The organism is Emticicia sp. SJ17W-69, from assembly GCF_051209875.1.
Classification (GTDB): Bacteria; Bacteroidota; Bacteroidia; order Cytophagales; family Spirosomataceae; genus Emticicia.
Genome location: NZ_JBNTQY010000001.1, coordinates 5,401,677 through 5,414,033, shown reverse-complemented (window position 1 = coordinate 5,414,033; position 12,357 = coordinate 5,401,677). Strand labels below are relative to the sequence as shown.

Below are 12,357 nucleotides of genomic sequence, written 5' to 3'. Positions count from 1 at the left end.
GCTTTAAATCACCCCTTTTGGGTGATTCCCTTGCTGAAAAGCAAGAATATTTTCGACTACCCCCTTTAATAATTCCTTTCTTGCATTTACTCCTGCCCAAGCAATATGGGGGGTGATAATCGTATTTTTTGCAGTCAAAAGTGGGTTGCTTTTGCTTGGTGGCTCAACCGAAAGTACATCAAGTCCAGCTCCTGCAATTTTGCCTTCATTAAGGGCATTTGCTAAATCAGATTCGTTAATTAAGCCACCACGAGAAGTATTAATAAGAATCGCAGAAGCCTTCATTTGTGCCAATGTGGATATGTTGATAACTTGTTGATTATCAATATTTAGCGGACAATGAAGCGTAATAAAATCACTTTCAGAAAAGACTTTTTCTTGGCCACAAATTTCTACATCGTCCATTCCACCAGTGGCAGGGTTTCGTTTGGTTGCCAATATTTTCATACCAAAACCTAAGCCAATTTTTGCTACTTTTTTACCAATATCGCCCAAGCCAATAATACCCAAAGTTTTCCCGTCCAGTTCCACTAAAGGTGAATGATAAAAACAAAAATCAGGGCAAGATGTCCATGTGTTTTCAATGTTTTCGGCGTGTTCCACAACTCGATTTGTGAAACTTAAAATCATTGAAAATACCAATTGAGCAACTGAGGCGGAGCTATACCCACGCACATTGGCAACGGTTATTCCTCGTGATTTGGCAGCATCAATGTCAATAATATTATAGCCCGTGGCAACAACTCCAATATATTTTAGATTAGGCAACTGACTGATACTGACTGCATTAAGTGGACATTTATTTGTCAAAATAATCTCGGCATCTTTCGCTCGCTCAATGATTTGCTCAGGTGCAGTGCGGTCGTAAAGCGTTACATCACCGAGTGTATGTAATATGGATAAATCTAAATCATTCAAAGGATTTAGCGTATAAGCATCAAGAAAAACGATTTTCATTTTATAATGGGGTTAATTTTTAGAGCGATGCACTGTTTTTAAGCCAGTCCATTTTCGAGGGCAAATTTAACCAAATCAGCGGGTTTATTGATGCCGAGTTTGAGGTTAATATTATTGCGGTGAGTTTTGACGGTGGCAATGCTCAAAAATAATTTATCGGCAATTTCTTCATTCGTATAACTTTTTCCGATGAGTCCAATGATTTCAATTTCACGCTTGGTTAACTGAAATTGCTTCATGAAAAAATCATCCGTATGCTGATTATTTGTAGTGCTTTTGGTAAGTTTTGGGTCGTAATATTTTTTATTGGCAACCACCGCCTCAATGGCCATAATGACTTCATCAACGCCGGAATTTTTCAAAATATAACCTTGAACGCCCATTTTCTGACAATCTTCAACAAATTTTCGGTCGTTATACATCGTCAGAATAATTACTTTTACGCTTTGATGATGCTGCATGATTTGAGCTGCCACATCCAACCCATTCAAATGAGGCATATTTATATCAAGCAAAACCACATCAGGCGATAGTCGATGTATAGCATCCATGACATCTTTTCCTGTGAAAACTTGCCCTACTATTTGGAGGTTATCTTCCGGCGAAAGCATCATTTTTATTCCATCATTAAATAATTGATGGTCGTCGGCTATTAGTATTTTTGTCATAGTTTTATTCAGCTTTTGGCTATTAGCTGTTAGCAATTAGCCTTTTATAATTTCTTGTCAAATACTTGTAACTAATTGATAATAAGTATATTATGTTTTTCGACAAACTGCTAAAAGCCAGTTGCTAATAAGGAATCTCAACAATTACCGTAACGCCATCATCATTGATGTCTAAATTAAGCGTTCCGTTGATAAAATTCACTTTTGATTCGAGATTATTATAAATCGGTGTGCCTTTGCCATCATCTTCCGAAATAAGTGTTAAATTGTCTTCATTATAAGCCAATTGCAAAGTAGCTTTTGTGGCAAAAGAATTTTTCAAAATATCGTTGATAAGTTCAGAAGCAATTCTAAAAACTTGAATTTCGACAGAAGAACTAAGCCTTTTCTCTTTACCAATGACCAAATATTCAAATTGAATATCGCTGGTTTCTGACACTTTATCAATCGTTTCGGCAAGAGATTTTGACAAACCCAATTGAGCAAAATTTTTCGGCATCAGGTTATGAGAAACATTTCTAAGATTTTCTACTGCTCGTTCCAAGAGTTTTCGTGCTTCAGGAATTATCGGATACTTTTCCTTGATTTCTGCTTTTCGCATCACGCTCGAAATATAACCAATAGCCGTTGAGAGAATTGCTCCAACATCGTCATAAAGGTCTTCGGCAATTCGGTTTCGTTCGATTTCGAGAGCATCAATTACTTGCTGAGATTGTGCTTGTACGTTTTGGTGAAGTGCTGTTAATAATTCTTCATTTTGACTACGGAATTTACTAAATCCAAAATACAAAACACCCAACGAAAGGATGATTAAATCAAACAAAAAATCATATAAAACTACCGATAAGCTATCAAATTCAAAGAGTTGTAAAGCAACATTTACAAGGTAAATCAAAACTACTAATGATTTAAAAATTGTTACTGCTCCTAAAAACAAGATGATTTTTTCACGCTTTTTGATACGTTCAATGACACTGATAATTCCTAACGGGATGACCATAAAGTCGAAAAGAAGCGACAAAATAAGCATGATTCCGAAGTAATGTTTTGGAATCAAACCTAAAATCAGCACAATAATACTTACAATCAAAGTGCCAATGATGAAGCGTTGAAATTTCTTGACAAAATGAAAAATACGACTGTTTTGGGCCGTTTGACCAATGAATTGTTGCATAAAATACAACTGAAACAATACCACCAACCACGATGAAAATGTCTGTGGATAATAAGAATTTATATCAGGATGATTCGGCCATAAATATTGAAAACTTAGTCCCGTAGCTGCTCCAATATTAAATGCCCCTGCCAAAATAATCATCATAAACCAGCCATAAACTGAGTCTTTGGTGGCAAACCAAACAACGGCATTGAGCAACAAAACAATCAAAGTAAGTCCAAATAAAATGCCCCAACTCAAATAATCTTTTCGGTCGTTTGTCTCAAATTCATCTGCCTCCCAAAGTTGAACCTTAAAATTCAAAACTTCGTAGCGTTTTTCGGCCATGATATAATAAATCGCTTCTTCGTTTGGTTTGAGCGAACGTTGACAAACAAAATTTCGGTTGGGGAATCCTCTGCTTTCAAATTTCAAAGCATCGCCAGTTAAGGTGTTTTTCGTACTAGAATCTGCTCGAAATTCATAAATATCCAAATGATTAATTCTTGGATTTACTACTTCTACAAAATATGTAATTAATTGACTATCAGTGTTTTTGATCTTAAATTTTACCCAATGATTGGAAGAGGTAATACCTACATTTACTTTTTCATTTTTCAGCAATTCAAAGTTTTTTTGTTGAATTGTTTTTTCGTTGAGCTGGTTGGTTTTATCTTCAAAACGATACAAATATCCCTTCAAAGAAAATGAATTATTAGGCTTGATTTCAAGCGTTTTTGTCATTTCCTGCGACCATACTGAATTGAAAATTAGTACAGCAAAAAGAGTATTTAGTATTTTTTTGAACATCATTATGGTTTGAACTCGCAAAATAGGACAACAGTATTAATTAAAAAATACAAACAAGTTTGTATTTTTTATCAAGTCGGAATTTCAATCGTGATTTTAGTACCTTCATTTCCTGAATCAATTTTGATTTCTCCTTTCAAATAACTTACCCTTGAATACAAGTTTTTTACGCCAATTCCACTTGTACTTGCATCTAACTTGCTGATTTCAAACCCTTTACCATTATCTTCTGTTAAAACAATTAATTTTTGATTCTCATAATTGAATGAAATTTGGGCTATAGATGCAGCCGAGTGTTTCAGAATATTATTTATCAATTCACTAATAATTCGATAAATCTGTACTTCTTTTTGAGTGCTAAGTCGAGTTTCGTTGCCTTTTACAGTGTAATTGAAAGTGATTTTTTGGGTTTGATTGAGTTTCAAAATTAGTTCTTGGACAGTCTGAACAAGCCCTTTTTCAGCAAATTCTATTGGTAATAAATTCTTGGAGATTTTACTTAAATCTTGATTGGCTTTATCAATCAATTTTAAAGAATCGCTTAATAATGGCGTATTTTCAAGGTTTTTAATCTGATTTTGGGCTTCGATTAATTTATCGCCAACTCCACTTTGTAGCATCAAATTTATTTGTTCTCTTTCCGATTCAAGAGAGTCAATTACGCCTTGATTTACCTCTTGCTGTACTTGGATTAATCCTATTTGTAACTGTTGATTTTTGTTATACGAACTGCGGTATCGGACAGATAAAATGTAGGTAAACAAAATCATATCAATCAAAAATATCCACAAATAAATGATATGTGACTCGGGCATGATTAGGTTCTTTTCTTGGTATTGTTGTAGCAGATTTTTCACAATTACAAGTATAAAACCCAATAATTGCACTAAAATGGCTATGGCAAAGAAACGTTTGAGAATATCTTTAGACCTTAAGTGAACAATCGCAATCAATAAAAAGACACAAGTACCTAAAGAAGAAGAGATTGAATGAATCTTGGCACTTAGAACGTATAGGTTATGATTTAATACATATCCTGATAGTTGCAATATTAGAAAAACACAAAATAAGCTTATAAAAAAATACTTGAAGAATTCAGCTAAATAATACAGTTTTTTATGATACTTCTTTAGTTCAAAAAAGTATTGTTGAAACTGAAGCATTGTAGGCAAAAATAACCAAAGAGCTTGCAAAAGAGGATTTGGGCGATTAAAAATAGGAAAATCGTACCAAATATATTGAAATCCAAGTCCAGAGTCAGTCAATTGTCGGAGAGATAAACCGAGAATATAAAGTGTAAACCAAATATAAACAGGGTCTTTAGTAAGCCATCCAAAAATCATACTTAGCATAACAATCAACAGCACAATGCCGACAAAAAAGCCCCATAAAAAATATGTTCGCTGGTCGCTATTCTCAAAATCATTGGTATTCCATAGTAAGATTTCGGTTATCAAATTTTCGTCTTTTTTGTCAACTTTAAGCAAATAAGTAGCTTTTTGATAAGAATCTAAGTTGATAGGATAAACAAAGTTCTTGGTTGGAGACGGCCTTTGACTAAATTTATACCAGTCGCCTGTTTTTCCAAGTGAAATTAAAGTGTCATTTTTTAACTCAAATAATTCAAGTTCATTGATAGTATGATTCGTAATTTCAAGCGATAATTCTCTCGGCACAAGTCCCGCTTCCAACTTAAATCTAAACCATTGAATTGTTTTGATATTGCCAAAATTGCTTTGCGATTGCGGTAGTTTCTTGAACAAATCGCTCTGAATTAATTTGTTAGGGTCATTAATATTTTGGAGGTCTTCAAAATGTTCAATTTCAAGGGTTAAAGAATTGATATTTTTCACAGAATGATAATGATACCACGAGAACCCAAAGATTGACGCAATAACCAGCAAAAGTAGTATGAGAAGATTTCGTATCATTGAGTTTCCAAGTTTATGCTTTCTTTGGTTGGTACTGTCAAAATCACGGAAGTCCCATACTCGTTCGAATCGATCAATAATTCTCCTTTTAGGTATTCGGCACGTGCATAAAGGTTGCGGAAACCTTTGCCGTCGTGCATATTTTCACCAAAACCTTTGCCATTATCTTCCACAATTAGGTTCAGAAACTCTTCGTGATAAATCAATTGCACCGTTGCTTCGGTGGCTTCCGAGTGTTTCTGAATATTCATGAGCAACTCGGTCAGCATTCTAAAAATGAGCAATTCTTTCGATTCAGAAAGTTTCTTTTGTTGGCCAATGGTAATAAATTTAAACTGTGTTTTATCTGAATTTATTTTTCTGATACTTTCATCAATCGTTCTCGAAAGAGCAATTTTATTGAAGTTTTTAGGCATTAAAGTATGCGAAATCGTGCGTAGTTCTTCTGCGGCACTATCAATTAAGTTTTGAGAATTAATCAATTCTTGTGATTTTTTATCTCGTCCTAAAACCGATAAATAACCTTTTGCCGTTGCCAATGTAGCACCAATATCATCGTGCAAATCCTGCGAAATTCTCCTTCTTTCTTCTTCCAGCGACTCGATGATTCGTTTTTGACTTTCTTGCTTCGTATTTAAAATATTAAGTTCAAGTTTTTGATTCAATCGCTTATAACTTTCAAAACGATAAACCAATCCATACGAAAAGAAAAATATATCAATGACCACCACAACTCCCATCACCACGTAGGTTTCGATATCAAAAGGCAAATTCAAACCTTTCGATTGGCTAAGATTCAATAAAGTGACAATTATGTAGCCTAAAAACTGGAAAACTAAGGCATAAGCGTAGTATTTTACTAATTTTTCTTTGGCACTTCGCTTTTCATAAAGACTCACAACAGTTAGGATGCACATGATTAATACAAAAATTGAGGTTGCCGTAGCAACTGCTTTGTACATGTATAATTCCTTGCCTTTTATTTCAAAAAAATGAATACCAATTGCCAAAACCAAAGCAAAAGTGAGGAAGATTTTAAAACCCATTATCCACTTAAAAACCTTACTATTGTGTCGGTTTTGGTGAATAAAATACTGCATAAATGTCAATTGAGCAATCATTGCTCCCCAAATATAAAGGTAAACAGGGTCGTAAATATTGAACTGCGGGTAATCATGCCAAAGGTACTGAAAGCCCAAACCTGCATCCGAAAAAAGGTGCATCGTAATGCAATGCTGATAAAGAATGTACCAAAAATATATCCAGTCTTTTATCGTAATCAACATCACCAAATTGACTACCAATAAAATCATGATAATACCAATGTAAATTCCCCAAAGTATATACTCACGCCTATCGGTTTGCTTAAAATAATCGTACTGAAAAAGCCTAATCGCAAATGACAAAATCGCATTTGGTTGATTGACGTGCAGGAAATATTGCGTTTTTTGATTGGGAGCTAATCGCAGTAAAAAGATGTAATTATTGTTGTAATAAGGCCTTTGTGCATATTTATAAATATCGCCCGAAAAGCCCAACGAGCGAATATTGCCATTTTTTACTTCAAAAAGTTCGAGATGGTCGATGTTGGCATATTCAATTTCGAGCATCAATTCTTTTTTTTGCTTAGATGCTAATTCAAAATAAAGCCAATGTTTTGAAGAAGTATTATAGCCAAAATCTTGTCGGCTGGTAGCACTTTTTGCAAAAGTAAATTTACCTGTTTGGGCTAATTTGATGGCTTGTAGAATATCAACATCTCCTTTAGCATCTTCGAGGTGATACAAATAATCTTTGAGAGGAAGTTCGTCAGTAGTGTTTATTTCCAATAACTTCTGCCCGATAGCTGCATGAGAAAATACTAATAAAATAAAAAAAAGTAAATAGTTTTTCATGGAGTCGGGCAAGTGTTCCTCAAAAATAAGCAGAGAAAACCGAAAATACAAACAAGTTAGTATTGAAACTGAGGAGGCGAATCAGCCAACTTTGCATCGTTGAAAGGGAATCAAATTTTAAAACTCTTTTGGACGAATTTCAAAAATACAAACAAGTTAGTATTGAAATCGGGGTAGCAAATCTGCCAACTTTGCATCATCAAAACAATAGCATTGAAAACCTATAAATTTTAAAAAGCCATGAAAACTATCAAAATCGTAATCGCTCTATTAATATTTGCTTGCACCTTAAGTTTTGCTCAAAACCCATTTTCATCAACATCTTTCTCTCAAGAAATTTCTTTACGAGAAGGCAACAACTCTGTGAAATTAGAAAAAGACAAAGGTAGCTTATCAATACTTGTACGTGATAATAAAATTTTCAGTTTGGTTTACCAAAATGTTTCTGGTAAAGCAAATAGGTTCAAACCTACAGATAATATTGAATCATTATCAGACTGCCCGAATGGAAATTTATGCTGGGAAGATTATGACCAAACAATGAGTATATGTATATGTAAAGACCAACCAACCTCTCTCAAAAGTGCAAAATTGTCTTGCAGAAAGATGGGAAATGATTAAAAACCTTAAAATTACAAACAAGTTAGTATTGAAATCGGGGTAGCGAATCTGCCAAATTGTAGCATCAAAATAGTCCTATAAATAAAACCAAAACAGCCATGAAAACGAAAACACTTATTATCACATTTTTTATTCTCTCAACAATCGCAAACGTAGTTTTAGCACAAGGAGCAGGCAAAGTAAGCCTATCGGATTTGTCATTCAGACAATCGGTTCGATTACAAGAAGGGATGAATACTGTAAACTTAGAAAAGAACAAAGGGACTTTGCTAATTCTTGTGCGTGAAGGTAATATTTTTAATTTGAGTCTAAAAAAAGTATCTGGAAAAATTAAAAGATTTAAAACTAAAACCGATGGTCAAACCTCAGGAAATATGGACTGTCCTAATGGCGTGTCTTGCTGGGAAGATGAAGAACAACAAATGAGTATTTGTGTTTGCAAAAGTAGTGGCGGAGGTGGCGGAAATCATTTTTTGCGATTTGATGGTATCGATGGCGAATCCGAATAAGAACTAATATCCTTATTATCAAGTATTTAGTAAAAACAACTATCAATAATAAAAACAAAAAGAAACCATGAAATCTAATTTTTTAACAGTCACATTTTTATTACTTTCTGTAATAACATTTTCAGCGTCAGCACAGTCAGAGCCAGAGCATGACAGCTCAATTGAAGTTCGATTAGTGAATGGATTAAATAGTATCCCGATTCCAAAATCAAAATCTACTCTACGAATCATTGTTAGAAACGGTGAAGTAGCACAGGTAATGCAACAAACAGAAACGGGAAGCATCATTAAAGGCAATGTTGAACCTCAATCGGGAGGAAGAGACGATTGTGGTACTTGTGGAAAATACAAATACATTGCCTTCACTTGGAACGATGACAAAGGCAATGGTGGGTTTGGCTGCATGGCATGTAAGCCGCTCAAATCTTCGAGTTCGTCTTCAAATAGTGAGCCTTCAACATCAACCATCTATTTTAAAAATGCCGCCAGACAGTAACAATTAATATCATTTTTATTATCAAATCATCTTTTTAACAATCAAAACAAAAACAGCCATGAAAAAATCAATCTTAGTTTTCGTATTATTAATATTAGCCTTAGTTGGCAAAGTTTCGGCACAACATGGTGCTGGCAAAGTAAGTACACATGACTTTAGTGTAAGATTTCAAGAAGGAATAAATACCGTTCAAGTGCCTAATGGTACAGGTACAGTTCGTTTCTTGTATCGAGGCGGACAAGTACAAAATGCTAATTTTCAAGATGCTACGGGTAAAATTTATAAACTTGGTTTGGGTGGTCCAACAGGCGACCCTACTGCCCAAGTGCCCGGTTGCGAGAGTAATTGTGATAACTGCAAAGGTGGATGCCATAAAATTTGTATAGAAGGATATTGTTGCTACGGTTGTACTGGTAACACGATTTCGGCAGGAGCAAATTCTACTGAAACTACCAAACCAAGTCGTTTAGAAATTATTATTCACAAACAAAATTAAATCTAACTTTTAACCAAACAGCTATGGCGTATCGCCGAGCAATATTTACAAACAAAACAAGCCATGAAAAAATCAATCGTAGTATTCGCCTTTTTAGTAGTAACTTTGGTAGGCAAAGTTTCAGCTCAAAGTTATGAATTAGAAAATGTTTTGATAAGTTCTATCAAAATGACTGAAGGAACTAACGCAGTTCAGATTCCAAACGGAAGAGGAACAATCAGATTTGTGAAGCGTGGAGAAACTTTCTCAAATGTGATTTTCCAAGATGCCGCTGGGAAAATCGTGCGACTAAATCCAAGCGATGGTACAGTCGAAGGTGCTCCAACAATTCCTTGTAAATGTCCAGTACCAGATGCGTGTTTTGGCACAGCCAACAAAAATATCGGAATGTGTATGTGTAAACCTTGCGATTTATCGAACGGTCAAAATGAATGGAATATCGGGCTTTTATTGCCAGCCGTTCAGAAAGTAAGAGAAGCAGCATCAAGATTATAATTTACTCATTATCAACTCTTTAAATAAATTCAAAATATCATGAAAACTAAAATGCTCATAATCGTAACTCTTATTATTTCAAGTTTAAGTACCGCCCTTTTTGCACAAAATCCTCTTGAAAACACTGTTGAAAAAAGTGTAAGGTTAGTAGAAGGAAATAACACCGTCGATTTTGGAAAAGTTGGAACACTTTATATCACACGAAGAGGTGGAAAAACCGTAATGGTTAGAATGAAATGCCAAAATAATCTCAAACAATTAGCATTAGGTAACCATGATGGTAGCACAAACGGTGGTTTAGATTGTGAATGTGGCATTAAAGTTATCACCGAAGGATGGGCCGAATGTATTCCTTGTCCAGCTCCAGGACTTCCATTTATTCCATCAGGAGATTTGACTCGCATCGTTTGGAAATTGGATGATAACAATAGCCCGAATGCAGGAAATTGAAACATCATCACTTGGTAATAATTACAAAGAGAGCTTTCTTTAAAGAAGCTCTTTTTGTGTTTTAAATAACTAATAATCAAACAATTACACAAAAATACAAACAAGTTTGTATTGATTTCAGGCATCAAAAAAATGCAAATTTGTATCATCAATCTGATATAGATTTTAGCCATGAAAACTATCATACTTACAATTATTTTCATCTCTATTTATACACAAATTTTTGCTAATGATTCAACCAAAACAAAGGTTGATTCAGTCAAAATTGTTGTACCAAAATTGACTGTCTCAGGAAATTTGAGTATCTCGACGGGTTACTATAAAATGAATGGTTTGGACGCCCCTCGTGGACAATTCAATCCGTGGGGAATAAACGGAAAAATCAATTTCAAAACTTCTAATGGCTGGTTTGTACCCGTAACAATGATTTATAGCAGCCAAAACAACCGATTCAGACAACCATATAACCAAGTTGGAGCAAGTCCTTTGTATAAAAACTGGTTAGTTTTGCATGGTGGTTATCGTAACGTATATTTTTCACCGTTCACATTAGCAGGTCATACTTTTCTGGGAACAGGCATTGAACTGAATCCTAAAAAATTCAGATTTGGCTTTATTTATGGAAAATTCAATCGTGCCATCGAAAATAATTTTGCCGAGCCCGACCGCATACCATTCTTTAAACGTACTGGTTTTGCTTCTCGCATCGGCGTGGGAACAAAAACAAATTATGTAGATTTGATAGTTTTGAAAGTAGCCGATGATGTAAACTCGATTAGTTTATCGCCTGATTATCAATATATTAAGCCTGCCGAAAACTTGGCTTTTGGCATCAGTTCGAGATTAAAAATTAAAAAGAAATTCACTTTTGAGCTGGATGGCTCGGCGAGTGCCTACACAAGAGATATTCGCACGGAAGCCATCGGAGAATTTATCAATATTAAGGCTTTGGATGCTATACATAAAGTATTTATTCCACGAGTTTCGACCCAACTTTCAACGGCTTTTCAGTCTGCTATTGGCTATAAATCAAAGATTTTCAATACCAAAATTCAATACAAACGCATCGAACCTGAGTTCAAAACTATGGGTGCCTATTATTTTCAAAACGATATAGAAAGCTATACTTTTAATCCAAACGTGAGTTTATTTAAAAGTAAATTGAAATTCAATACGAGCATTGGTTTACAGCATGACAATCTCTTGAATCAGAAAAAAGTACAAACCAATCGCTTGATTGGCTCGGCAGCAATCGTTTATGCTCCAAATGAAAATTTTTCAACCGATTTTCTCTATTCTAATTACGGAATCACACAAAAAGCCGGTTATTTGCCTTTAATTGATACACTAAAAATTGCTCAAAATAACAAAACGCTTTCGCTCAATTCGATGTATATGCGTATTGGTGAAAGCACTATGCAAACTTTTATGCTTTCGGCTATTTACCAAGAGTTACAAGATTTGAATAGCCGAACAGCCATTTTTAATGAAAATCAAAATTGGAATTATAACGCCAGTTATTCTTATCAAAACCTACTTTCAAACCTTGATTTGAGCATTAATTATTCTTATACGCTCACCAAAGCTCTTGACATCGAAAGCGTTTTTCACGGCCCAACTGCAAGTATCAGTAAGCGTTTCTTGAAAGAAAACAATTTGGTTTTGACCTCCAATTTGGGCTATATGTTTAGCCAACAAAAAATCTATGATTATGCCGAAAAAGGCAATGTTTTAAATGCCTCCTCTGATATATCTTATACATTTTTCAAGAAACATACCTTATCGCTCAATTGGAGCTTGATAAAAAGCAAAGGTGTACAATCATTCTCTGAAAACAGAGGAACAATCGAATATCAATTAAATTTTTAAAGCC

12 protein-coding genes are annotated in these 12,357 nt (G+C 34.6%); 7 read left to right on the top strand and 5 right to left on the bottom strand.

Translation table 11 applies throughout. The annotated features are described in order from the left end of the window. Nucleotides 1–3: 3 nt before the first annotated feature. The 5 genes from ACQUQZ_RS22265 to ACQUQZ_RS22245 form a co-directional block, all read right to left on the bottom strand. Nucleotides 4–957, bottom strand: coding sequence for a D-2-hydroxyacid dehydrogenase (locus ACQUQZ_RS22265; protein ID WP_435357296.1), 954 nt, complete (start codon nucleotides 955–957; stop codon nucleotides 4–6). Between the two features lie 38 nt (nucleotides 958–995). Continuing rightward, nucleotides 996–1,625 (bottom strand): response regulator, encoded by a 630-nt coding sequence (locus ACQUQZ_RS22260; RefSeq protein ID WP_435357295.1) that lies wholly within the window; start codon nucleotides 1,623–1,625, stop codon nucleotides 996–998. A gap of 124 nt (nucleotides 1,626–1,749) precedes the next feature. Beyond that, nucleotides 1,750–3,525 carry a sensor histidine kinase gene (locus ACQUQZ_RS22255; protein WP_435357294.1) on the bottom strand — a complete coding sequence of 592 codons (1,776 nt, stop codon included), beginning with the start codon at nucleotides 3,523–3,525 and terminating at the stop codon, nucleotides 1,750–1,752. Nucleotides 3,526–3,662: 137 nt separating this feature from the next. Further along, a complete protein-coding gene (locus ACQUQZ_RS22250; protein ID WP_435357293.1) occupies nucleotides 3,663–5,522 on the bottom strand; it encodes a sensor histidine kinase in 1,860 nt (619 codons plus the stop codon). Beyond that, nucleotides 5,519–7,417, bottom strand: coding sequence for a sensor histidine kinase (locus ACQUQZ_RS22245; RefSeq protein ID WP_435357292.1), 1,899 nt, complete (start codon nucleotides 7,415–7,417; stop codon nucleotides 5,519–5,521). The genes ACQUQZ_RS22250 and ACQUQZ_RS22245 overlap by 4 nt, the downstream gene beginning before the upstream one ends. 240 nt (nucleotides 7,418–7,657) lie before the next feature. Here ACQUQZ_RS22245 and ACQUQZ_RS22240 point away from each other — a divergent pair, with 240 nt between their 5' ends. The 7 genes from ACQUQZ_RS22240 (at nucleotide 7,658) to ACQUQZ_RS22210 (ending at nucleotide 12,353) form a co-directional block, all read left to right on the top strand. Beyond that, nucleotides 7,658–8,038, top strand: a complete 381-nt coding sequence (locus ACQUQZ_RS22240) for a hypothetical protein (protein ID WP_435357291.1) — start codon at nucleotides 7,658–7,660, stop codon at nucleotides 8,036–8,038. A gap of 98 nt (nucleotides 8,039–8,136) precedes the next feature. Next, nucleotides 8,137–8,547, top strand: a complete 411-nt coding sequence (locus ACQUQZ_RS22235; RefSeq protein WP_435357290.1) for a hypothetical protein — start codon at nucleotides 8,137–8,139, stop codon at nucleotides 8,545–8,547. Nucleotides 8,548–8,614: 67 nt separating this feature from the next. Continuing rightward, the gene (locus ACQUQZ_RS22230) at nucleotides 8,615–9,043 is read left to right on the top strand and encodes a hypothetical protein (protein ID WP_435357289.1); all 429 of its coding nucleotides are present in this window, start codon (nucleotides 8,615–8,617) and stop codon (nucleotides 9,041–9,043) included. Nucleotides 9,044–9,101: 58 nt separating this feature from the next. Then, nucleotides 9,102–9,539 carry a hypothetical protein gene (locus ACQUQZ_RS22225; protein ID WP_435357288.1) on the top strand — a complete coding sequence of 146 codons (438 nt, stop codon included), beginning with the start codon at nucleotides 9,102–9,104 and terminating at the stop codon, nucleotides 9,537–9,539. A 63-nt stretch (nucleotides 9,540–9,602) separates the two neighbouring features. Further along, a complete protein-coding gene (locus ACQUQZ_RS22220; protein WP_435357287.1) occupies nucleotides 9,603–10,034 on the top strand; it encodes a hypothetical protein in 432 nt (143 codons plus the stop codon). A 39-nt stretch (nucleotides 10,035–10,073) separates the two neighbouring features. Then, nucleotides 10,074–10,484: a hypothetical protein gene (locus tag ACQUQZ_RS22215; RefSeq protein WP_435357286.1), complete on the top strand. Its 411-nt coding sequence runs from the start codon at nucleotides 10,074–10,076 to the stop codon at nucleotides 10,482–10,484. Nucleotides 10,485–10,655: 171 nt separating this feature from the next. After that, nucleotides 10,656–12,353: a hypothetical protein gene (locus tag ACQUQZ_RS22210; protein WP_435357285.1), complete on the top strand. Its 1,698-nt coding sequence runs from the start codon at nucleotides 10,656–10,658 to the stop codon at nucleotides 12,351–12,353. The last annotated feature ends 4 nt before the right edge of the window (nucleotides 12,354–12,357 follow it).

Bases quoted from the DNA above. Each gene is read 5' to 3' on its own strand.
- ACQUQZ_RS22215 (WP_435357286.1), top strand. From the start codon at position 10,074: ATGAAAACTAAAATGCTCATAATCGTAACTCTTATTATTTCAAGTTTA.
- ACQUQZ_RS22240 (WP_435357291.1), top strand. From the start codon at position 7,658: ATGAAAACTATCAAAATCGTAATCGCTCTATTAATATTTGCTTGCACC.
- ACQUQZ_RS22230 (WP_435357289.1), top strand. From the start codon at position 8,615: ATGAAATCTAATTTTTTAACAGTCACATTTTTATTACTTTCTGTAATA.
- ACQUQZ_RS22235 (WP_435357290.1), top strand. From the start codon at position 8,137: ATGAAAACGAAAACACTTATTATCACATTTTTTATTCTCTCAACAATC.
- ACQUQZ_RS22220 (WP_435357287.1), top strand. From the start codon at position 9,603: ATGAAAAAATCAATCGTAGTATTCGCCTTTTTAGTAGTAACTTTGGTA.
- ACQUQZ_RS22245 (WP_435357292.1), bottom strand. From the start codon at position 7,417: ATGAAAAACTATTTACTTTTTTTTATTTTATTAGTATTTTCTCATGCA.
- ACQUQZ_RS22210 (WP_435357285.1), top strand. From the start codon at position 10,656: ATGAAAACTATCATACTTACAATTATTTTCATCTCTATTTATACACAA.
- ACQUQZ_RS22265 (WP_435357296.1), bottom strand. From the start codon at position 957: ATGAAAATCGTTTTTCTTGATGCTTATACGCTAAATCCTTTGAATGAT.
- ACQUQZ_RS22255 (WP_435357294.1), bottom strand. From the start codon at position 3,525: ATGACAAAAACGCTTGAAATCAAGCCTAATAATTCATTTTCTTTGAAG.
- ACQUQZ_RS22250 (WP_435357293.1), bottom strand. From the start codon at position 5,522: ATGATACGAAATCTTCTCATACTACTTTTGCTGGTTATTGCGTCAATC.
- ACQUQZ_RS22260 (WP_435357295.1), bottom strand. From the start codon at position 1,625: ATGACAAAAATACTAATAGCCGACGACCATCAATTATTTAATGATGGA.
- ACQUQZ_RS22225 (WP_435357288.1), top strand. From the start codon at position 9,102: ATGAAAAAATCAATCTTAGTTTTCGTATTATTAATATTAGCCTTAGTT.